This is a genomic window from Microcoleus sp. B4-C1, from assembly GCF_036705285.1.
Lineage (GTDB): Bacteria > Cyanobacteriota > Cyanobacteriia > Cyanobacteriales > Microcoleaceae > Microcoleus.
The window spans coordinates 103,188-126,747 of sequence record NZ_JAUBUC010000004.1 but is presented as its reverse complement, the minus strand read 5'-3'; the positions used below and the strand labels follow the sequence as shown (position 1 = coordinate 126,747).

The 23,560-nt window shown below is 46.4% G+C and carries 10 protein-coding genes and 1 CRISPR repeat array (1 of these 11 running past the window's edge); of the genes, 1 reads left to right on the top strand and 9 read right to left on the bottom strand.

Features of this window, described 5'->3' with window-relative positions:
- Nucleotides 1–84: 84 nt before the first annotated feature.
- The 6 genes from QUB26_RS02865 to QUB26_RS02840 all read right to left on the bottom strand — a co-directional run bounded on the left by QUB26_RS02865 (nt 85) and on the right by QUB26_RS02840 (nt 12,507).
- Entirely contained in the window at nt 85–2,982 is a 2,898-nt protein-coding gene (locus QUB26_RS02865; RefSeq protein ID WP_333316488.1) for a two-partner secretion domain-containing protein, read from the bottom strand.
- A gap of 65 nt (nt 2,983–3,047) precedes the next feature.
- A complete protein-coding gene (locus QUB26_RS02860; RefSeq protein WP_333316486.1) occupies nt 3,048–5,939 on the bottom strand; it encodes a two-partner secretion domain-containing protein in 2,892 nt (963 codons plus the stop codon).
- 65 nt (nt 5,940–6,004) lie between these two features.
- Nucleotides 6,005–8,956 (bottom strand): S-layer family protein, encoded by a 2,952-nt coding sequence (locus QUB26_RS02855; RefSeq protein WP_333316484.1) that lies wholly within the window; start codon nt 8,954–8,956, stop codon nt 6,005–6,007.
- Between the two features lie 106 nt (nt 8,957–9,062).
- Entirely contained in the window at nt 9,063–9,680 is a 618-nt protein-coding gene (locus QUB26_RS02850) for a Uma2 family endonuclease (RefSeq protein WP_333316482.1), read from the bottom strand.
- Between the two features lie 244 nt (nt 9,681–9,924).
- On the bottom strand, nt 9,925–12,090 hold the full coding sequence (locus tag QUB26_RS02845; RefSeq protein ID WP_333316480.1) for a ShlB/FhaC/HecB family hemolysin secretion/activation protein: 2,166 nt from the start codon (nt 12,088–12,090) through the stop codon (nt 9,925–9,927).
- Nucleotides 12,091–12,348: 258 nt separating this feature from the next.
- Nucleotides 12,349–12,507, bottom strand: coding sequence for a hypothetical protein (locus tag QUB26_RS02840; RefSeq protein WP_333302889.1), 159 nt, complete (start codon nt 12,505–12,507; stop codon nt 12,349–12,351).
- A gap of 1 nt (nt 12,508) precedes the next feature.
- On the opposite strand from QUB26_RS02840, the gene QUB26_RS02835 reads away from it, so the two are divergent.
- Entirely contained in the window at nt 12,509–12,670 is a 162-nt protein-coding gene (locus QUB26_RS02835) for a hypothetical protein (RefSeq protein ID WP_333302891.1), read from the top strand.
- 23 nt (nt 12,671–12,693) lie between these two features.
- Here QUB26_RS02835 and QUB26_RS02830 read toward each other — a convergent pair whose 3' ends face one another.
- From QUB26_RS02830 to QUB26_RS02820, 3 genes are all read right to left on the bottom strand, one after another.
- A complete protein-coding gene (locus QUB26_RS02830) occupies nt 12,694–13,701 on the bottom strand; it encodes a protochlorophyllide reductase (protein WP_333239199.1) in 1,008 nt (335 codons plus the stop codon).
- Nucleotides 13,702–13,960: 259 nt separating this feature from the next.
- On the bottom strand, nt 13,961–15,079 hold the full coding sequence (locus tag QUB26_RS02825) for an alkene reductase (RefSeq protein ID WP_333316478.1): 1,119 nt from the start codon (nt 15,077–15,079) through the stop codon (nt 13,961–13,963).
- Between the two features lie 115 nt (nt 15,080–15,194).
- On the bottom strand, nt 15,195–15,356 hold the full coding sequence (locus QUB26_RS02820) for a transposase (protein ID WP_333239195.1): 162 nt from the start codon (nt 15,354–15,356) through the stop codon (nt 15,195–15,197).
- A 124-nt stretch (nt 15,357–15,480) separates the two neighbouring features.
- A CRISPR array of direct repeats spans nt 15,481–23,560; the repeat unit is 37 nt; unit sequence GTTTCAATCCCTGGTAGGGGTTTAGGTTGATTGCAAT; it runs 1,283 nt beyond the window's last position.

The window sequence follows — 23,560 nt, the reverse complement described above, 5'->3', positions numbered from 1 at the left end:
ACTAATTAACCCAAATACATCTTATTTTTGATCTGCGTTAATCCGCGTTAATCCGCCTACATCTGCGGTAAAAAAAACCTAATTTCAACGCGGCACACAAACAGAACTAGGTCGAGGATTGCGAGAGTCAGCAGCATTACCCGGATTATATCCAACAAGCATAACTTCTCCTTGAGCATTCACCACCCAACCTTGCGCCGGCACAACTTCGCGATCGGGGATTTCTCCTTCTTCCTTCTTCTTCCCTCGATCGGTTACATCGGTTAAACCCTCTACATTCGTTGCCGAACTTCCTGCCTCTTCCACCCAATTAAACTGGCTAGAATTGCTGCTGAGGGCATCATTGGGACTGGGTGGCACTCCTCCTTTCCCAGTGACGGTAAATGCGCTCTCGGCCTCTTGCGTGCAGGGATTTGCCGCAATTAACGCAGCCGAATCGACCACATTTTGCGGCAGTTCCACTAAACCTTGAGCCGGATTCACTCCAGAAGCACTAAATGTTACAGTACCTTGCAAAGCCGGGCCGCTACTTTGGGAAATCGCCGCAATATCGCTGGTAGGATTTAGAGAAGTAGGACTTACTTGCAACGCTGCAAATTGAGCATCTGTTAATCCCAAAGTCGCTCGAACCTGTTCGCGAGTGACTGATGTAAACCCGAAAACATTGGGGACATTAATATTAACCCGCCCACCTTGGGCCGATCGCGCATTAGCCGTAATATCGCTATTTTCGTTGGGAAGAGTAACCAGAATATCGCTTTTAATGTTGATATTGCCGCCGTCGGCAGCGCCCGCATCGGTGGTGATGCGGCTCCCCCGGCGCAATTGGATGTCGCGCGATCGCAAGTTAATATTAGCCCCGATACCCGATACAGTCGTGCCGTCAATACTGCCTTTGTTGTTGAGGGCGATCGAATCTGCGACAACATTGATGTTGCCAGCCGGCCCGGTTCCATAACTCTGGACGCTAACCGCTGCGCCGTCTCGGACACTCAATCGGCCCGCCGCAATGCTCAAGCTTCCCGCCGCACCAGATGGAGGTTGCAGCCCCAACAAAGTCTGGTACAGCAAATCTCCCGAAGCTGTGCCGATCGTGCTGGGAAAGATCCCGTCTCTGGTAGTTCCGGCTATTTCCATCGATTCCGAAGCAGCGACAGTCACATTTCCCCCTTGTCCCGCACCGAGAGTTGAGGCTCCGATAGCTCCTCCGTCTCGGACAATCAACCGTCTGGCATTCAACGTCACATCACCGCCTTTGCCGCCCCCAGCCGTTCCCGCAGCGATTAGACTTCGGGAAGGAATTTCGCCCGGTGCGGTGCCGATCACTTCCACCGAGTCTGAGGCGTTGACGGTGATGTTTCCGCCGGGCCCCCCCGCAGGAATCACCTGCTCTGCAGTTCTCACCCCGCTCGAAGAAGTGATGCTAGCCCCTGCTTCTACGCGCAGGGAGCGAGTATTAATTTCAATGTTTCCTGCCCTTCCCGTGCCGCCAATACTGTTAGCGGCTAGAGCCGTACTCAGGGGGCTATCCGATCGCTCTCTCGCTACTATTACCGAGTCAGAAGCTCTCACGCTCAGATTTCCGCTGTTCCCGGCACCAAAAGTCGAGGGCGAGATAATGGCTCCGTCGCTGACACTCAGTTGACCGGTTTCGATGGCTATACTGCCTGCATTTCCGCTGTTAAAAGTTGTGGTGAACAGCCCGGAGGCGTTGATTTCTACCGATTCAGAGGCTCTAATTGTCACACCCCCGCCGTCTCCCGTACCGACTGTAGGGTTGAGTATTACCGCTCCGTCTCGGATAGTTAATCGTTTGGTGTCGATCGCGATATCCCCGGCTCTGCCGGCACCGAGGGTTCCGGTAATGATGCTGCTTTCGCGGGAGGCGACATCTGGCGGCTCTTGTGCTGCACCAGGATCGAGAATCCGTCGCCGAAAGTTCTCAAATCCTATTCCCTTGAGTTCTACATCCTCGGCGGTTCGGACATTGATCGGGCCTCCGGCTCCGCTTCCGGTAGTGCTGGAGCCGACAAAGGCTTGGTCTAAAAGGCTAAAGCGCACTGCTTCGATATTGATGCCCCGGCCGTCAATGCTTCCCAAGGTATCGGATACTAGGCTCGATCGATCGCGCAAAATCACATTTCCTCCCCGGAGTGCGATCGCTCCTCCTCCTGGCCCACTGGCTGTCACCGCCGATAAACCTGATAATTCAATGTTGCCAAAATTGGCAACATTTGTATAATCTAAACCTAATCCTATGGGCGTGATGTTGAAGCTTACAAAACCCGGACTTGCCACACTTCCTAATTGAATGTTGCCACTAAAAGCGCTGGCAAAACCATTGTTAAAGATTAAATCTCCTCCTACCAGTGCTAAGGTTTGACCGGGAGGAACTGCTAAACCTACGGGGATTGTTGTGCCTTCAATAACTTGGCTGACACTGGAAGAGTTAACAATTGTGCCAGGATTTTCTCTAAAGCTTAAACCCACAGGAATATTAATCGCTAACAATGGCACTGCATTAGAATTAGCTGCACTAAATTCAAAGCCATTATCAAAGAGAACGCCGCTACCAGTAGAACCGATAAATGAGCCGCGCAAATCTAACCGAGCATTGGGGCCAAAGACAATCCCTTTGGGGTTAATTAAGAATAAATTGCCGTTTCCCAAAACTCCCAGAGTTCCTAAAATATTAGAAGGGTTGCCACCAGTAACGCGGGTGAAGATATTCGCAATCCCGTTAGGATTGGCAAAATATGCTCCCCGCCCCTCACGGATGTTAAATTCGCGCAAGCTGTGAAATAGGTTAACGCCACGAGTTGCACCGCCTTCTATTCTGTCCGATGGTAAGTTATTAATCGTGTCGGGAACTGTGCGCGAACTTTCCGCGCCCAAGCTGCTATCGGGGATGATTTGGGCGACGGCGGGGATAGGAAACAGCAGTAAAAATGCAAAAAATAGGGCGGAAGATTGGCGGGGCATCTTTTAATTCCTGTTAATTTACTCTTAGGAAAATACCGACGGGTTAGCTAAAAACTGAAGAGTACCTATTGAGGTACGCAAACACCCGTCGGTTTCGGACTGCGAAGAGATGCACCATTACTTGAATTATACGCTACCAGCGTTACTTTTCCTTGCTCATCTATTACCCAACCTTGAGCGGGAATAATTTCTGTTGGTCGAATTTCTATGGATGCTCTTGGGCTTTCTACTTGCTGACTTCCACCTACCGCTGGTTCCACCCAAGGCAACGGCGATAGAGGGCTGCTGAGGACATCATTAGGACTGAGTGGCACTCCTCCTTTCCCGGTAGCTGTAAACTCGCTCTCGGCTCCTTGGATGCAGGGATTTGCCGCAATTAAAGCAGCCGGATTCACCACATTTTGTGGCAGTTCCACTAAACCTTGAGCCGGATTCACTCCAGAAGAACTAAATGTTACAGTACCTTGCAAAGCCGGGCCGCTACTTTGGGAAATCGCCGCAATATCGCTGGTAGGAATTAAAGATGTAGGACTTACTTGTAAGGCCGCAAATTCAGCATCAGTCAGTCCTAAACTACTTATAGCTTGGTCGCGGTTAAGGCTTGTAAAGCCAAAGATATTTGGTACATTGACCGTAACTTGACCACCTCTAGCTGTGCGAGCGTTAGCTGTAATATCGCTATTTTCTCTTGGTATAGCTACCAAAATATCGCTATTAATTTTGATATTTCCACCGTCAGAAATACCTGCATCCGTTGTAATTCTGCTACCGCGCCGCAACTGTACATCTTGCGCCCTGATATTAATATTTCCACCCCCGCCAGAGTCAGTTGTACCGTCAATACTAGCTTTATTATCCAAGGCAATTGAGTTAGCTATAACATTAATATTTCCAGCCCTTCCCGTTCCCAAAGCCTGAACATTCACCGTTGCCCCATCTCTGATAATCAATTGATTAACATTCAAATTTAACGAACCGGCATTCGCCGTAGCATTAGGATTGACAAAGATAGATGTACTGCCAGCCGAAGCTTCAATTCTACTCCTGAAGCGACCGTTATTCCCAAGTCCTTGTACTTCTAAGCGTTCGGCATCAATTGTAATATTTCCCGCATCTGCTGCACCCAAAGAAGCAGCCGTAATTATTCCCCCATCCCGCAAAGTCAGTTTTGGTGTCGAGAGGTGGATATCTCCACCTGGAGCAGAGCTAAAAGTTTGAGTGGAAAAACCACTAGGTGCGAAACCCGCAGTGCCCAAAACTCCAGAAACGCCAATCGCTTCTATTGACTCTGAAGCTCTCACAGTTAAATTTCCTCCTGGGCCTCCACTCGTAGAGCGCACGGATTCGCCAATATTCGCACCCGTGGATAAAGCAATTCCGGCTCCATTAGAAACAGTCAATCGTTTAGTTTCAATCGTAATATCTCCGGCTTTCCCATTCCCATTGGCAGTGGTAGTGCCAATTATAGTTTGCGTTGTAGTTCCAGGGATTCCTCCCGACAATTCTACAGATTCATTCGTTTTAATGACGATATTCCCTGATGCTCTATTACTACGGCTGAGGCTGAGGAGATAGCTACCATCGCGCATGATTAACCGCTGTGCTTCAAGATTGATGTTTCCGCCTTGACCGGTACTTACCTTTGTTGTTTCGTTGTTTAACAAGGAACTGACAAACTCCACCGTGTTGGCGCGGATATTCAGATTTCCGCCATTTCCTGCACCCAGGGTGGCGGTACCGCCAACCACTCCATCGCGCAGCAGTAGCCGTCCAGTGTGAATGTTAATGTCTCCGGCGGCTCCCCTGCCAACGGTACCAGAGTTCATAACAATTTGCGGGTCAAAAGGGTTGACTGTTCCTGAAGTCAAATATTGGTTGTAAAGCTTCTGATAGCCCTGAATTCCCAGCCCACTCATTTGTAATGAGTCAGTAGCGTGGAGGTTGATATCACTCCCCTTGCCATCTCCCACTGTCGGGGTGAAAATTTGTGACCCTCTATCTACTCCCAAATTTTGAGCATTGATGTCAATGCCTCTACCATCAATATTTCCCAGTGTTAGGCTATAAATTCCCGAACTACTGACGGTGACATTCCCACCTCGGATGTCAATTTTTCCACCTCCTAATCCACTGGTATTTATCAATGCACCGTTCATTTCTATATTGCCGAAGTTCTGAATATTTCCGTAGTTTAAATTCAGACCTAAAGCTGTTGGCTCAAATTGCACTAAACCTGGACTTTTCACACTTCCCAGTAATATTTGTCCGGTATAAGCTGTTAAAATTCCACCTGGGATTTGAATGTCTCCGCCAATTAATGCTAAAGTTTGGCCGGGGTCTACTGCTAAACCAAGTTTGTTAGAAACAGGAATTTCTACGGGCAAGGGCGGTAAGGTTGGTGTGGGGCCGATTGCTTGGGAAGAGTTAACAATTGTGCCGGGATTTTCTCTAAATCTTAAACCCACAGGAATATTAATCGCTAACAATGGCACTGCATTAGAATTAGCTGCACTAAATTCAAACCCATTATCAAAGAGAACGCCGCTACCAGTAGATCCAATAAATGAGCCGCGCAAATCTAACCGAGCATTGGGGCCAAAGACAATTCCTTTGGGGTTAATTAAAAACAAGTTACTGTTTCCCAAAACTCCCAGAGTTCCTAAAATATTAGAAGGGTTGCCACCAGTAACGCGGGTGAAGATGTTGGCAATCCCGTTAGGACTGGCAAAATATGCTCCCCGCCCTTCACGGATGTTAAATTCTTGGAAACTATGAAATAAATTTACTCCGCGAGTTGCACCGCCTTCTATTCTGTCCGATGGTAAGTTATTAATCGTGTCGGGAACTGTGCGCGAACTTTCTGTTCCCAAGCTATTATCGGGGACAAATTGAGCGACGGCGGGGAAAGGAAACAGCAGTAAAAATACAAAAAATAGGGCGGAAGATTGGCGCTGCATCTTTGAAGTGTGGTTAATTTAATATTATAAAAATAGCGAGGGATTAGCTAAAACGTGAAGATTACTTATTGAGGTACGCAAACACCCGTCGGTTTCGGACTGCGAAGAGATGCAACACCACCAGCATTATAGGCTACCAGCGTCACTTGTCCTCGATCGTCCATTACCCAACCTTGAGCGGGCATAATTTCTCTTGGCCGAATTTCTATGGCTGTTCTTTGGCTTTCTACTTGCTGACTTTCACCTACCGCTGGTTCCACCCACGGAAACGGCGAGGGAGCGCTGCTGAGAACTTCATTAGGACTCGGTGGCACTCCCCCCCGACCAGTCACAGTAAACTCGTTGTCGGCCCCTTGGATGCAGGGATTTGCCGCAATTAACGCAGCCGGATTGACCACATTTTGCTGCAGTTCCACTAAACCTTGAACAGGATTAACTCCAACAGAACTAAATGTTACGGCTCCTTGCAACGCCGGGCCACCACTTTGGGAAATCGCGGCGATGTCGCTGCTATTAAGCAGAGATGTAGGACTTACTTGCAACGCTGCAAATTCGGCGTCACTGATCCCCAATCTGTTTCTGACTTGTTCGCGACTCGCTGCTGTAAAGCCGAAAACATTGGGGACATTGATATTGACGCGGCCGCCGCCTGCTGTGCGGGCGTTGGCTGTGATGTCGCTGTTTTCTTGCGGGAGGGCGACAAGAATGTTGCTGTTGATGTTGATATTGCCGCCGTCAGAAGTGCCTGCATCGGTGGTAATTTGGCTGTTGCGGCGCAATTGGATGTCTCGCGCTTGCAGGTTAATATTTGCTCCAGTACCGGATACAGTCGTACCGTCAATACTCGCTTTGTTATCAAGAGCGATCGAATTTGCGACAATATTGATATTACCAGCGCGTCCGGTTCCCGTAGCCTGCACCGTGACTGTAGCTCCATCTCTGACAATTAGTCGATCGGCATTCAGATTCAACGAACCGGCATTTGCTGTAGCATTAGGATTAGTACCAAATATCTTGCCCACGGAAGCATCAATTGTACTGACAAACAAACCATTATTTCCGCTGCCGCTGACTGAAATGCGATCGGCATTAACAGTAATATTCCCCACATCTCCAGAGCCCAAAGAACTCGTAGAAACTATCCCCCCATCCCGCACAGTCAGGCTGGGCGTATCAATCCGAATATCCCCGCCCCGACTCGAACTCAAAGTTCCAGAAGTCAGCGCGCTAGCATTCTGAATTCCGCTGGTCAAAACTTGGGAAATACCAGAAATTTCTACTGATTCACTAGCCCTAACAGTTAAATTTCCCGCAGGCCCGCCCTCCTGAGAAAACAAAAACCTGCCAATTAAAACACCCGTTCCTAAAGTAAAAGCAGAACCATCAGAGAGAGTCAACCGCTTCGTATCAACGTTAATATTCCCCGCCCTTCCGTTAGAACCGATACTCAGCGTGCTGATTCCAGTTGACACAACAGTTCTCGGGCCGGTGTTAGACAATTCTACTGATTCAGCAGCTTTAATGTTGATATTCCCCGACGGGCCACTGCTGTAGCTTGTGGTACCTAGAAGAGAACCGTCGCGCATAATTAATCGATTGACATCAACACTAATACTTCCTCCCGCACCGGTACTTTCTTTAGCCGTCCCGTTGTTAATTCCAGAACCTACCATCTCAAAAGTATTGGCGCGAATGATTAAATTGCCGCCCCTTCCACCGCCAAAAGTGATACCGCTACCTACTACGCCATTGTTGAAGAGCAGGCGGCCAGTGTCGATCGTAATATTCCCCCCCGAACCAGCACCAGCACTAGCATTAAACAGCACAAATAGGGGGTCAAAGGGGTCTGCGGTTCCCGATACCAGATACTTAATTACAACTTGTTGATAGCCATCAACTCCCAGCCCGCTCATTTCTACAGAATCAGCAGCGCGCAAGTTGATATTACCTCCTGCACCATCTCCTAGAGTCAAAGTAGAAAATTGCGTGCCGTTTTCCACTCGCAACTTTTGAGCGCTGATATCGATACCTCTACCATCAATATTTCCCAGTGTCAGCCCATAAAGTCGCGCATTGCTGAGGGCGACATTTCCACCTTTTAACTCTATTCGGCCACCACCGATTCCGCTAGTGTTGATAAGTGAGCCATCGGATATTTGAATATTGCCGAAGTTTTGAATATTGTCATAATTTAAAGTTAAATTTCCCTTTTCCCCCGCTGTCATTGCAAAATTAACTAAACCGGGACTCGTTGCGCTACCGAGTAAAATTTGTCCGCCGCTGGCGGTTAAATTGCCGCCTTGAAGTTGGATATCGCCGCCAATGAGTGCTAAAGTTTGACCTGGTTCTACTGCTAAACCAACTCGATCGCTAATCGGGATGGGCACAGCAGAGGCTGGCAGGTTTACCTTTCCTAAAGCCGTCGATTGGTTGACAATTGCACCGGGATTGTCTCTAAATCTTAAACCAACGGGAATATTAACGGTTAACAGCGGGGATGTTTGCGGGTTTGTGCTGCTGAATTCAAAGCCGTTATTAAACACAATACTGTCAGCCGTTAAACCGATAAACGAACCGCGCAAATCTAACCGCGCATTCGGCCCGAATATAATTCCTTTTGGGTTAATTAAAAATAAGTTGCCGTTGCCTAAAACTCCCAGAGTTCCTAAAATATTTGAAGAGTTTGGGCCCGTAACGCGGGTGAAGATGTTGGTAATTCCGCTGGGATTTTCAAAATAAGCTCCCCGCCCTTCACGGATGTTAAATTCGCGCAAGCTGTGAAATAGGTTAACGCCGCGAGTTGCACCGCCAGTGATTCTATCTGAGGGTATGTTATTGATAGTATCGGGAACTGTGCGCGAACTTTCCGGGCCCAGGGTATTATCGGGAATGATTTGGGCAAAGGTTTTCGAGGGAAATAGCAATAAGAAAACAAACAGTAGGGAATAACTTACGGGCGGCCAAAATGCCCAACCCCTACTCCCCACAATAAAATCTACTCTTTGTGGAACAGGCATCTTGCCTGTTCTTGAGAATGGTGAAAATAGTAAAGAGTAATGGACGGGAGGCATAAAAACACTCTTTCCAGGATAAAATTTATCGAGGTAATCTCATCTCGTTTCTCTAAATGTTTTGAATTTGGCTGCTGAGTACAAGTTGCTCGACTGTGATTTCTAGTTCGGGAAAAGTTTTAGAGATAATGCGCTCATTACCTGTAAAACTTTGAACTAAATAACTGCCATTTTCCAACGAGTAAACGAAAACTGTGGGAATTTTGGGATTTCCTAGATAAGCCCTAGAAGCGATCGCTAAATAGTCCACAATCCAATACTCACAAATGCCGAGCCTTTGATACTCGTCTAGCTTATCAACATAGTCGTCTTCCCAGTTAGTTGAGGTAACTTCTACTGCTAATTGGATAGGTTCGGTAAGGGCTCCGTAGCCACGTACATTACTGTTCCATACTGATGCCTTAACCACGCCAACATCAGGATTTCTGCCTTGTTCTTGTCCTGAAGCTGTGACAGTTCTGAAAACTATATCTTTGTCAACGATATAGTCAAGTCCCAAGCGCCTGATTTCATCGTTAAAGCCAAATACTAGAAATCGTGCCACATTTTTATGAGCTCTGGTTGCTTCCACTTTGACAATCTCTCCCTTTACAAGTTCGTAGATGCCCGATCCGTCTGGGTAATTTTGCAGGAAGTCTGCAAATGTTAGTTTAGTTTTTGTCTGAACCATAAGACAAGCCCTCTTTGGTTAACTAGATTTTAGATTTTAGATTTTAGATTGAAGGAGAGCAGGGAATTATATCAAATCCGGTAGCATCGCAATTATTTATCTCTCTGTTCTCTGACTCTGTGTTCTCTGTGTCCTCTGCGGTTTAATCATTCCAATGAAACCGGAATTGATATTAGCTAACCTATATTTAGTCCTCGGTTAAGGACTGTCGCGATTAGACGACTTTAATCGCCGACAGAATTAGCTAGAAAGCAAAGTAATTAATCCGAAAGTATAGGCCTTTTTCCTGCAAAGTTCGATCGCCCGATCGAGCATTTATCAAAGGAATACCATAGTCTAAACGCACATTCAACCGATCGCCCATCTGCCAAACTAAGCCCAAACCCGCACCCAGAAGTTTATCCGACTCAGGATTCGGCTTTTCCTCCGACTGGTTCCACCCTAGCCCAAAATCGATAAACGGAGCCACTTGCAACAATCCTTCGACTTCCGGGACACGCCAAACCGGAATTCGCACTTCAGCAGACGCGATCGCACCGCTATCAGTTAACAGCAAATCTTGGCGGTATCCGCGCACGCTTTGAACGCCACCGATCCCAATTTGTTCGAGGGAAAGCAGCGGGCGATCGGCTAATTGAATGTCTGAACGCACTATCAGCAAGGTTTCTGGCGCTAACAGCCGCACGTATTGGGCTTGTCCGCGCCACGCCAGAAAACTGCTGTCAGGGCCGCTATCGTTCGCAGTAGCGCCGAACAGATTAGTGCCGAGGGAAAACTGCGATCGCGCCGCGAACACTTGGCTGGAACTCCGCTGCACGTATTCTTGAAAAAACCGCACAGCCGAAACCCGCGTTTCGCCGCGCTCATTTGCTCCCGCCGAAAGCGCAAATCGTTCCCCTGACAGGAATGTATCGCTTTCTTGCCGCGAAAAACTTAGTCCCAAAGCCAAAGTGCGATCGGGCTTTTCGACAATCGGCTGGCGGTAAGTTAATTCGTAAGTCCGCGATTTCCCCTCAATTTCAGCAGCATCAAACGGTTCCTCGATGATATTGGTGCTAGCAGCACTCGCAGCCAACCCAATCGTGCCGTTGCGCGCGTTGACGGGGACTGTGTAGCTGCCGTTGAATTCATTGCTGCCGTCGGTGTTAGCATAAGATACCTCTAATCCGTCGCCCAAACCGAGCAAATTTGCTTGATTGATGCGAACACCGCGCCGAAAACTGCCGACGCTGGGCGATCGATTGTTGTCTGCGAACACTTCAGCGCTAAAGCTGTCTGCTTCTTTGACGCGCACTTCTAATCGGCTGTTTTCCGGGCGGCTTCCGGCTTGCAATTCGGCGGAAATATTGCCAATTAAGGGGTCTAGTTGCAGCATTTGCAAGGCTTCCAGCAACCGAGATCGGTTGAGGGGCCGTCTGGTGGCGCGTTCTAGGCGCGATCGCACGTAATTTGAATTTAAGCGCCTGTTTCCAGTAATCACAATTTCATCTAATCCGCCTTCTACAATCCGCATTTTCACCACACCTCCTTCTCTCGGAAAGGTTTGGTTGGCGGGAATTACAGCGCCGGAATTGATGTATCCGGCGGCTACATATTTTTGAGTAACGGCTGCTTCGGCTGCGATCAGTTCGGCAAAGGTGATTTCGCGGCCCGCAAACTGTTGCGTAACTTCTGCGAGTTCGCGATCGCTAAAAGCTGTGTTGCCCTCAAATTCAAAGCGATCGACCCTAATTGTACCCATAATCCCCGGTCTATCATCGCCGGGAACAGGTGTTAGCGGGGTTGGTTGGAGGGGAGATGGCGGGGGAGGTTCCGGTGCTGTTGGTGCAGGTAATTCCGGCTCTCTGGGCAGAATTGGGTTGGGCAGTTGGCTTAGTTGCAAAGGTCGATCGATACCCAAATCAATTTTTTGTCGGTCAATATTTTCTTCTAGCTTTTGATCTGAGTTAAAAAGCTCGGTTTCTGGAGTTTTTGTGCTGAATGTGCGATCCTCTCCGAGGGCTTCGCTAACGGGCTGAGATGTTGCACCATTGTCAATCAGCCTTGTACCGGCGGGCACGATGCCCACCCCACAATCAAACTCACTCGTTGTGGAACAGGCATCTTGCCTGTTCTTGAGAATGGTGTAAGATGTCACATCGACTGAATTTGCCGAGGATGGCGGTAAGTCGGGAGTTTCCGCCGCCACCGAGTGTTCTGATTCAGCGGGTAAATGCGTCTTCTCGTCAGCCGTGGCTAAGTCTTCGCGACTGTCAAGATTAGTGTCGCCTGCGCTGCTAACTGCTGCCAAATCCTCAACATTTGAGGTCAAAATTTCAACTGTGCTAGCGGATGTTTTTGCTGGTTTTGCCAACAAAACTAACCCAAAAATTCCAGCGAGTAAAAATAGTTTTTGTGAGGGACCAGCCATAGGATATAATTATTATCTCGCTTAAGTGGGGGAAAATATTTTCAGGAAGTCAGCACCCTCAAGTAAAAATCAATCTTAACAGCAAAAAAGGAAACAGCCGTCCCAGACCACAGTTTCGGCGACGGCTACAAACCAAAAGGTCGATCGACGGCTGTTCATTTCCCAAGACTTACGCTTCAATCGGGTGATTATCCGAAAAAATATCCTGTAAGTCGATCGTAAACGGTAAAAAAAACCAAATTTTTTTGGTTGCAAAACCTACGCTTTCATGGTAATGCAGCGACCAGAAGAGTCCTGGACGCCAGGGTAAACCAGAAACGCGCTACAACTGAGATATTGCACCATTCTCAATAATCTTTTTATGAACAGGCAAGATGCCTGTTCCACAATAAAATTCATCTTTTGTGGAATAGGCATCTTGCCTGTTCTTAAGAATAGTGCAAGATGTGAGTTACAACCCGCAGAGCCACTAAAAAACCCGGTTTCTTTGATTTTGGTGCATCATCCCAAATCCGACTTTATTATTGAGTCAGCGTCTACCCACATCCTGTGCGTAGACGCCGTTTCAACCGCCCTGTGATCAAGGGGGTTTCTAACTATGAATTATGCAGAGTGGCCCGCACCAGCCGCAGCACCCATTTGAGCCCCGTCAGTCAATCCCACCAACTTAGCACTCAACTCCCACATCCGCTCGCCTTTTTCATCATCGCGGGCCTGGGGAGAAACCTTCTGTACAAAAGACTTACCATCTTTTTTCTGGCGGTTCCCCCAACTCCAATAAGCCCCAGATTGCTTGTATTCTGGATCAGCAACCACCATCGCCAGCCTTTCGCCCGCCAACTCCTGCGACACGTAACCGCCGGTGATATTCTTCTGAAACAGCGGGAACAGCTTCTGAAACAAAGGATAGTGGTTGCGGAACAGCGGCGTATCCGCAACGCATCCCGGATACAGCGAAGTGAAAGTAATCCCCGTGGATTCATGAAAACGGCGGTGCAATTCCCGCATCGTCAGCACGTTGCAAACTTTGCTATCTTTGTAAGCCTTGACCGGTTCAAACTTCTTGCCATCAACCATCGAAATCGGGTCTTTGAAACCCGCTTCAAAACCCTCAAACTTGCCTAAATCCGGGCGCGGCGGAATCTTCCCGCCCAACTCGTCTGGATTGTGAGTCACGGTTCCCAAAATCACGATTCTGGCATCGGAATAATAGGAAGGCTTCATATTTTCCATCATCAGGTTGCACAGCAGGAAATGACCCAGGTGATTGGTAGTCATCGTCAACTCGTAACCCTCCGGGCTCCGCAGCGGTTCCTTAATCAAAGGCATATAAATGGCCGCGTTGCACACCAAAGCGTCCAGAGGCCTGCCGCTTGCCTTAAATGCCCGAGCAAATCGGCGCACGCTTTCCAAATCGCCCAAGTCAATCTCCATGATGGAGAAACTGCCTTCAGGTATGCCCAACTCGCGGGCGGCGTCTCCGGCTTTCCGCACGTCCCGACAGGCCATGACTACGTGCCATCCCTTGTCTGCGAGAGCTTTCGCGCCGTACAAACCGACGCCGGAGGAAGCGCCGGTGATGATAACCGTTGATTTGTGATTTTGTGCCATCTTGTTAAAAGCGCTTCCGCTATTGATTATTTTCAGGCACTCAAACGCTGAGCTAGCAGCTTGGATGTTTTAAAGTACCCTATGGTTATTAGGATATGGGGAAACGTTCTCGATCTCAACCGGCGATGACAATTAAATATCGTTTCTACTCCCACTCCTACTTGTGTGAATTAACTATAAATCCCGTTGGGGCGAGTTCACCATTATCTATGATGCACATACTGGGTATTTATTGATAAACCCGCCCCAACCAACTCAACTAAGAAATAGCGGCCGATTCCTGATATCTAGGGAAATCGATATAACCTTCAGGCCCAAAAGAATACCAGACGCCCATTTCAGCCGGCGGATTGAGCGGCCAACCATTAGTAAAACGCTCTACCAAGTCAGGATTGCTGATAAAATCTCGACCAAAAGCTATTAAATCCGCAACTTGGCTGCTCAGAGCCGTTTCAGCTTGTTCTTGAGTATATCCGCAGTTGCCGACGAGCGGCCCTGCAAACACATCGCGAAACTCTCCTATCATCATCGGCGTTCCCAATTCATGAAAACCAAAAGCCAAACCGTCCACCAAGTGAAGGTAAGCTAAATTATAGGCATTTAACTGCCCTGCGAAATACAGAAAATCTTCTCGATAAGTGGGAGAACCCATATCATTGAAATTACCGTTGGGAGAAAGTCTAACTCCGACTCGGTTTGCCGGAAATACTGTGATAATCGCCTCTACAATTTCCTTAAGAAAACGGTAACGGTTTTCAACTGTGCCGCCATAGGAATCAGTGCGATGATTGGTTTTGGTTTGCAGGAATGTGTCAATGAGATAGCCGTTTGCCGCGTGAATTTCTACACCGTCAAAACCTGCCATTTTTGCTCGTTCCGCCGCTTTGCGATAATCTTCTACAACCAGGGAGATTTCATGGGTTTCTAGAGCACGGGGAGTTTCGTAGGGTTGTTTGCCTAGAGGAGTATGAATGCCTTCTCCGTTTATTTTGATGGCAGAGGCTGCAACTGGCAATTGATTGTTTTGATGAAAACTGCTGTGGGAAGCCCGCCCGGTGTGCCAAAGCTGCATGAAAATCGGTGTTTGGTGGGCATGAACCGCAGTCACAATTTGTTTCCAAGCTTCGCCTTGCTCGTCTGAATAAATACCGGGCGTATTGAGCCAACCATTACCTTGAGTAGAAACTACTGTGGCTTCTGTAATGATTAAACCAGCGGAGGCTCGCTGAGTGTAATACTCTGTCATCAAGGCGTTGGGCATCCGCGCTTCACCGGCTCTGGATCTCGTTAGGGGTGCCATGACTACCCGGTTTTTTAAGGGTAAATCTCCGATTTTGAAGGGGCTCAGTAGGAGTGGAGAAGTTGTTTGATTGGTCATGATTTTGGTATTTTCTCAACTGAATAATCTGGGAAATCACATATAGCAACTGCCCGTGTTAGGATGCAAAGCGCAAGACATCCAAGGGTGGCCAAAATGTAAGCAATCAAACTCATCAAGATGTTTGCGAATTTGATTTTTTAGCCAAGACTCTTCTTTGTTCAATTTTGTTAAACTCTGGAGAGTATGGGCGTAAATATAATAGTCTACACCGTGCTGTTTGAATCAATTCCTGAATCCGACCACTTTTATCAAATGTGAGATTATCTATGACCACTGCCTGTGCTGTGACAAGTGTTGGAAGTAAACTTGTTTCCGGCGAAGAAGGAGTCAGGAGTCAGGAGTCAGGAGATGAATACCCTCTTTCTTCCTGTCTCCTCCTCTGGTGAATACTTCCGAAAGTTTCAATCTCTGATAGGGTTTTAGGTTGATTCCGGCGAAGCTGCTGGAGTAAAGTTTGTGTGGGCTTCAGTGATGGTTTCAATCCCTGATAGGGTTTTAGGTTGTTTCCGGCCATCAACGCTGAAGGGTTGGCAAGGCGGGCTAGCAGTGTTTCAATCCCTGATAGGGTTTTAGGTTGTTTTCGGCAAGAAACTTAAGAATCAATTGCTTTGTAAGCTGGTTTCAATCCCTGATAGGGTTTTAGGTTGTTTTCGGCACGCGATCGACAAATCACGGGTACTCGCACAAACCGTTTCAATCCCTGATAGGGTTTTAGGTTGTTTTCGGCAAAGGTATGACGCTGTTCAGAGAGAAATCAAAGGCGTTTCAATCCCTGATAGGGTTTTAGGTTGTTTTCGGCGCAACTCTCGCCAAGCATTATCTCGACTGGATGATGTTTCAATCCCTGATAGGGTTTTAGGTTGTTTTCGGCGAACCAAAGCTTTTAATTGTTCGCCTTGACCTTCTGTTTCAATCCCTGATAGGGTTTTAGGTTGTTTTCGGCCTATAATTTAAAGATTAGCCGCAAGGGTGCTGCAGTTTCAATCCCTGATAGGGTTTTAGGTTGTTTTCGGCATGATACTCAACGACGCCCAAAAAGAGTGGATGCGTTTCAATCCCTGATAGGGTTTTAGGTTGTTTTCGGCTTCCGAAGATGTGCCGCTGGTAATCAAGAATTTTGTTTCAATCCCTGGTAGGGGTTTAGGTTGATTGCAATGGAAAAAAAGGTGACGAGGGGCTACGGATTGACACCGTTTCAATCCCTGGTAGGGGTTTAGGTTGATTGCAATTTGCCCTGTATACCTTTCAGCCATTTGTATCACGTTTCAATCCCTGGTAGGGGTTTAGGTTGATTGCAATGGGTGTAGCTATTGCGATTTTGATGGGGTGTATATTTGTATCACGTTTCAATCCCTGGTAGGGGTTTAGGTTGATTGCAATTCTGCCAAACAAACTGATAGTTAATGAGTTTCTGCGTTTCAATCCCTGGTAGGGGTTTAGGTTGATTGCAATTCAAAATTGTCCTCAGTTTCTAGTGCATAAATCCCGTGTTTCAATCCCTGGTAGGGGTTTAGGTTGATTGCAATACACGATCGACTCGATATATTCGTCAGTCTCAGGCGTTTCAATCCCTGGTAGGGGTTTAGGTTGATTGCAATTCTATAGAGTTGATCCAAAAAATGCGTTCTGAACTGGTTTCAATCCCTGGTAGGGGTTTAGGTTGATTGCAATTGCGCCGTGATTCTGTCCCCTGCTTGCGGGAGCGTGGGTTTCAATCCCTGGTAGGGGTTTAGGTTGATTGCAATAATAGTTCAGCCCCTCGCCGCTGGCGCTCGTGTCGTGTTTCAATCCCTGGTAGGGGTTTAGGTTGATTGCAATCTGTACTTTGATATGTAAAAAATTCGTAAAGTCTGTTTCAATCCCTGGTAGGGGTTTAGGTTGATTGCAATCCAGATGGCTACCCAACGGTTGATAATTCCTGCGACTGTGTTTCAATCCCTGGTAGGGGTTTAGGTTGATTGCAATATCTTGAGTCCCCTTAACAAGGGGTAAAGTGTCTGTTTCAATCCCTGGTAGGGGTTTAGGTTGATTGCAATCTGAGCTTCGTAAGTTAGTGGATAAAGTGTCCGGTTTCAATCCCTGGTAGGGGTTTAGGTTGATTGCAATTTGGCTTTGGCACAATCCGGCCGCGTATTTCATGTTTCAATCCCTGGTAGGGGTTTAGGTTGATTGCAATATTTGATTTTTGAATTACCCCACAACAATCGCCCATAGTTTCAATCCCTGGTAGGGGTTTAGGTTGATTGCAATGCATCCTTACTGACCTACCCTGCTGACTGGATTTTAGGTTTCAATCCCTGGTAGGGGTTTAGGTTGATTGCAATAAGCTGAAAAGTTTGACCCCTAATTGTGAATTGCGGTTTCAATCCCTGGTAGGGGTTTAGGTTGATTGCAATTTGTTACGTCCTGTTTTAATCGCATCATGTTTAGTTTCAATCCCTGGTAGGGGTTTAGGTTGATTGCAATTTCGCATGGATGCCTAGCGCGATTTGCTGCTGGCACGGCGTTTCAATCCCTGGTAGGGGTTTAGGTTGATTGCAATTAGGAGTTGAAAATGATCACCGAAGATACCCGCATTGTTTCAATCCCTGGTAGGGGTTTAGGTTGATTGCAATTTGATTGCAGGCGATTTGAGCTACGGCTATTTTTTGGTTTCAATCCCTGGTAGGGGTTTAGGTTGATTGCAATTCGCCAGTGTTAAAGTTCTTTTGATGGATAATCTCGATGTTTCAATCCCTGGTAGGGGTTTAGGTTGATTGCAATGCAAAAGTAACCGCTACTGCACTTGTACACAGTGAAGTTTCAATCCCTGGTAGGGGTTTAGGTTGATTGCAATCTAAACGTCAGTGTTTTATGGCTACCTGTTTTCAAAGTTTCAATCCCTGGTAGGGGTTTAGGTTGATTGCAATCCAATAGCCAGCGAGGCAAGTACATGGGAGCCTGGTTTCAATCCCTGGTAGGGGTTTAGGTTGATTGCAATGAAGAGGGTAAAAGTTTACAATTAGTAATTGAAGTTTCAATCCCTGGTAGGGGTTTAGGTTGATTGCAATCGAAATTTGCTCACTACTACAAGATATGGGCGTCAGTTTCAATCCCTGGTAGGGGTTTAGGTTGATTGCAATCCAATATCAGATCCTGATTTTGGAAATTTTGGAGAGTTTCAATCCCTGGTAGGGGTTTAGGTTGATTGCAATTTTTTTTTCTACCTCTTGCCAAAAATGCTTGGCATGTTTCAATCCCTGGTAGGGGTTTAGGTTGATTGCAATGGAACCGCAGCGAAAAACCCAAACAATTTACGATATTTGTTTCAATCCCTGGTAGGGGTTTAGGTTGATTGCAATTTGAAGTACAAAGTAATTTCTGGAATACCACTGTGTTTCAATCCCTGGTAGGGGTTTAGGTTGATTGCAATAATTTACAAATTGTTTTTGATTGATCCAACTTTGTTTCAATCCCTGGTAGGGGTTTAGGTTGATTGCAATGCCCGATCGCTGAAAATCCTAGAATTCGCGAAATTGAGTTTCAATCCCTGGTAGGGGTTTAGGTTGATTGCAATTAGCGACGATTTTTGCCTATGTACTCGGTTCGCCGAGTAAGTTTCAATCCCTGGTAGGGGTTTAGGTTGATTGCAATTTTTGTGGTCTGGGGTAATAGGTTGTTACGTGCAGTTTCAATCCCTGGTAGGGGTTTAGGTTGATTGCAATATTGGCTGGATTACTTTTACCGAAACCCCCTACAAAGGTTTCAATCCCTGGTAGGGGTTTAGGTTGATTGCAATCAGTACGAGCAGCCCAAGGAGCCAAGCCAGCAGCAAAGTTTCAATCCCTGGTAGGGGTTTAGGTTGATTGCAATTTGATGCAGTTTTAGGTGGGAATAACCCCCCATGTTTCAATCCCTGGTAGGGGTTTAGGTTGATTGCAATAGAGTTGGAGTATTTAGAGAAATTGAAAGTTGCTCTAGGTTTCAATCCCTGGTAGGGGTTTAGGTTGATTGCAATTAGTCACACTCAGCAGCCGTCACAGATTGCACAGAAGTTTCAATCCCTGGTAGGGGTTTAGGTTGATTGCAATGATATTTACTCGGGCAAAACCGCCAGAGCTATAAGTTTCAATCCCTGGTAGGGGTTTAGGTTGATTGCAATCCAAGTCTGGCGGCATCTTAATGTCTGGGGAAACGTTTCAATCCCTGGTAGGGGTTTAGGTTGATTGCAATATAGCCGCCAGCCCGTCCGGCAGAGGACATTCAAGTTTCAATCCCTGGTAGGGGTTTAGGTTGATTGCAATTCTTGTGTTTCGCGTCTTTTTGGATACAAACTAACTCAAAGTTTCAATCCCTGGTAGGGGTTTAGGTTGATTGCAATTGCGGGTGAGCCATAAGCTGTCCGCTTGGCGATCGGTTTCAATCCCTGGTAGGGGTTTAGGTTGATTGCAATAAATCTGCTTTATCTCGTAAGGGATTTAAGTGGCAATCGGTTTCAATCCCTGGTAGGGGTTTAGGTTGATTGCAATTCTCTCCAATTTCCTCACCGTCAGCATTGAGCTTTGGTTTCAATCCCTGGTAGGGGTTTAGGTTGATTGCAATATTAATAATTGAACTAATGGCTCAATTATTTTTGTTTCAATCCCTGGTAGGGGTTTAGGTTGATTGCAATTATATAGGAGACAAGAAAAAAACAGCAGGCGCTAGTGTTTCAATCCCTGGTAGGGGTTTAGGTTGATTGCAATTTTAGAAATTGCAGACTGCTGGATGGTCGGCGATCGCCCCGAAGTTTCAATCCCTGGTAGGGGTTTAGGTTGATTGCAATTAAGTGATTGCAAGTGATAGCAGTCTCTGCCTTGTTTCAATCCCTGGTAGGGGTTTAGGTTGATTGCAATTCACGCTTAATTGGAACGATATCGCTAATAAATGGGTTTCAATCCCTGGTAGGGGTTTAGGTTGATTGCAATGCTAATCGCAATAAATTAACTTAATTCTTTGCCACGTTTCAATCCCTGGTAGGGGTTTAGGTTGATTGCAATTTTGGTGTTAGTGTTTTGTAGCACTTAGAACCTCTGCTGTTTCAATCCCTGGTAGGGGTTTAGGTTGATTGCAATTCTGCGGCCGTAGCACCAGTTTTAATACCAAAAGGTTTCAATCCCTGGTAGGGGTTTAGGTTGATTGCAATGTTGTTCAATCCGCAACTGATACAATTCCCATTTTGTTTCAATCCCTGGTAGGGGTTTAGGTTGATTGCAATGACCCAGCGACATCCTTAATGTATTCTTGAGCGAGGTTTCAATCCCTGGTAGGGGTTTAGGTTGATTGCAATTTTGGAGTATCCTATAATGGAAGAGTGCCAGGATAAAATTGATTGGCTGTTTCAATCCCTGGTAGGGGTTTAGGTTGATTGCAATGCAATTCTTGCTACTCAGGATTCCGGTCCCCAAATTATCAAGTTTCAATCCCTGGTAGGGGTTTAGGTTGATTGCAATTATCTCGAATATCACATTTGATAATACCAAGTTCGACGTTTCAATCCCTGGTAGGGGTTTAGGTTGATTGCAATTGAAGGATTTGTTACCTGTGCTCACAAGGCTATCAAAGTTTCAATCCCTGGTAGGGGTTTAGGTTGATTGCAATTCCAAGTATCCAACAAGTGCTGGTTAGTGGCGGTGTTTCAATCCCTGGTAGGGGTTTAGGTTGATTGCAATGTCAGGAGTGCGTACTGTTGATTTTTATCCCGATGCTGATGTTTCAATCCCTGGTAGGGGTTTAGGTTGATTGCAATCCAGCAAATCAGGTAAATCCTCGATCATCGACTGGTTTCAATCCCTGGTAGGGGTTTAGGTTGATTGCAATGTACCCGACAATGATGGATTTAACTACAGTGGTAAGTTTCAATCCCTGGTAGGGGTTTAGGTTGATTGCAATTAAATTGTCATTGAGATTAGGTGGTGGTAGGTGGTTTCAATCCCTGGTAGGGGTTTAGGTTGATTGCAATGCTGCTTTTTATGGAGTTAATGCGGAGTTTAAGTTTCAATCCCTGGTAGGGGTTTAGGTTGATTGCAATCTGCCAGAGTTGAATGAATTCATCAAAAAGAAAACTTTAAGTTTCAATCCCTGGTAGGGGTTTAGGTTGATTGCAATGCAGTGATTGCATAAGTGATAGCAGCCTCTGCCTTGTTTCAATCCCTGGTAGGGGTTTAGGTTGATTGCAATTTGAACTTAAAACTACTGCTGGTTTGCGATTGATTGGGTTTCAATCCCTGGTAGGGGTTTAGGTTGATTGCAATTCACGGTCAAAGCAGTTCAGAAAATCTTGGAGGGAAGTTTCAATCCCTGGTAGGGGTTTAGGTTGATTGCAATAGATTAATGTAATTACTCCTTGGGGTCTGGGTGGCGCAATGTTTCAATCCCTGGTAGGGGTTTAGGTTGATTGCAATAACAACAACATCAAGGATAATTATGGATGCTCATTGGTTTCAATCCCTGGTAGGGGTTTAGGTTGATTGCAATTTTTGCGAATGTGTGATTTTTTCATGCCAACTCCTTGTTTCAATCCCTGGTAGGGGTTTAGGTTGATTGCAATTTGGGCTTGCTGGTGTTGGTGCTGTTTCTCTAATTGTTTCAATCCCTGGTAGGGGTTTAGGTTGATTGCAATCGAGTTGCGATCGCAAGTCTGCAATTTGTTTTTCGCGTTTCAATCCCTGGTAGGGGTTTAGGTTGATTGCAATAGCCACAGCGCAATGCCCCCAGTCGGCTCCCAGTGGTTTCAATCCCTGGTAGGGGTTTAGGTTGATTGCAATCTGAACACGCTTACCGCCTCAATTACTCAAATTGCGTTTCAATCCCTGGTAGGGGTTTAGGTTGATTGCAATTTAAGCTACTGCTGCACAGTGCAGGTGTAAATTACCAAGGGTTACGTTTCAATCCCTGGTAGGGGTTTAGGTTGATTGCAATTGCCAGCTCTAATCTTGCGGATAGAAACTGATGGTTTCAATCCCTGGTAGGGGTTTAGGTTGATTGCAATTTCATCGGTAAGCAAGCAGTCGTAAGCGAGTTGCCGTAGTTTCAATCCCTGGTAGGGGTTTAGGTTGATTGCAATCCGATTTTCGGTATGTGGCAAAACCAGGGAGAGGTTTCAATCCCTGGTAGGGGTTTAGGTTGATTGCAATCAAGATTCGGGAAGATTCGATCGCCGGATTCCTCAACGTTTCAATCCCTGGTAGGGGTTTAGGTTGATTGCAATGTGACTTGCTTAGGCAGTGCTTTCACTTCTTTTCGCGTTTCAATCCCTGGTAGGGGTTTAGGTTGATTGCAATCCACGCCATAGATAAATCTCGCGTACTTGCACAAACCGTTTCAATCCCTGGTAGGGGTTTAGGTTGATTGCAATTGGTATGTTACCAGGTTTAGATGGTGTGGTAATGTTTCAATCCCTGGTAGGGGTTTAGGTTGATTGCAATATAAGTAACTTACAGGTAACTGTCAAGGGTTACAGAGGTTTCAATCCCTGGTAGGGGTTTAGGTTGATTGCAATCTAACGGTAAAAATTTTAACTACTAGGCAGCAAGGTTTCAATCCCTGGTAGGGGTTTAGGTTGATTGCAATTTTGGACGGTTGATTAAATGCCCGTAGGTTTGAGCGTTTCAATCCCTGGTAGGGGTTTAGGTTGATTGCAATAGCACTCGCTACCCATTCCAATGAGCACCGCCGTGTTTCAATCCCTGGTAGGGGTTTAGGTTGATTGCAATTTCTCACAAGTTGCCAGCTCCGTTGTTGCCTCTGTTTCAATCCCTGGTAGGGGTTTAGGTTGATTGCAATGTTACTAGGATAAATAAATGAGTGCTGAAATTGGTTTCAATCCCTGGTAGGGGTTTAGGTTGATTGCAATCTCACATTCGTAAGAAAAAACTTGCTAGACTTTTAGTTTCAATCCCTGGTAGGGGTTTAGGTTGATTGCAATTGGATCGGCCCAGCGTAAACGATTGACGTGATTTTTGTTTCAATCCCTGGTAGGGGTTTAGGTTGATTGCAATTTAGTGTTAACAGCTTGCTATTAAATTAATTAAAATGTGTTTCAATCCCTGGTAGGGGTTTAGGTTGATTGCAATGAATTAATGGTGATGGATTGGTTGGATGACCGTGTTTCAATCCCTGGTAGGGGTTTAGGTTGATTGCAATAATCTCAAACGATTTGTCAAAGGCAGGATTATTGTTTCAATCCCTGGTAGGGGTTTAGGTTGATTGCAATTTGATTTTTTTGACATTAATCATCGGCTCATAATCGCGTTTCAATCCCTGGTAGGGGTTTAGGTTGATTGCAATTATAGGATACCAACAAGCAAGCGAGCCTAGTTCTACGTTTCAATCCCTGGTAGGGGTTTAGGTTGATTGCAATCTGAAACCCTTACCCAGTATACATTCTTGCGAAAATGTTTCAATCCCTGGTAGGGGTTTAGGTTGATTGCAATCGAGGGCAGTGCCGTGATGGGTGAG

What these genes read in the sequence shown, in the direction of transcription:
- QUB26_RS02865 (WP_333316488.1), bottom strand. Translation starts at nt 2,982, where the DNA reads ATGCCCCGCCAATCTTCCGCCCTATTTTTTGCATTTTTACTGCTGTTT.
- QUB26_RS02860 (WP_333316486.1), bottom strand. Translation starts at nt 5,939, where the DNA reads ATGCAGCGCCAATCTTCCGCCCTATTTTTTGTATTTTTACTGCTGTTT.
- QUB26_RS02855 (WP_333316484.1), bottom strand. Translation starts at nt 8,956, where the DNA reads ATGCCTGTTCCACAAAGAGTAGATTTTATTGTGGGGAGTAGGGGTTGG.
- QUB26_RS02850 (WP_333316482.1), bottom strand. Translation starts at nt 9,680, where the DNA reads ATGGTTCAGACAAAAACTAAACTAACATTTGCAGACTTCCTGCAAAAT.
- QUB26_RS02845 (WP_333316480.1), bottom strand. Translation starts at nt 12,090, where the DNA reads ATGGCTGGTCCCTCACAAAAACTATTTTTACTCGCTGGAATTTTTGGG.
- QUB26_RS02840 (WP_333302889.1), bottom strand. Translation starts at nt 12,507, where the DNA reads ATGCCTATTCCACAAAAGATGAATTTTATTGTGGAACAGGCATCTTGC.
- QUB26_RS02830 (WP_333239199.1), bottom strand. Translation starts at nt 13,701, where the DNA reads ATGGCACAAAATCACAAATCAACGGTTATCATCACCGGCGCTTCCTCC.
- QUB26_RS02825 (WP_333316478.1), bottom strand. Translation starts at nt 15,079, where the DNA reads ATGACCAATCAAACAACTTCTCCACTCCTACTGAGCCCCTTCAAAATC.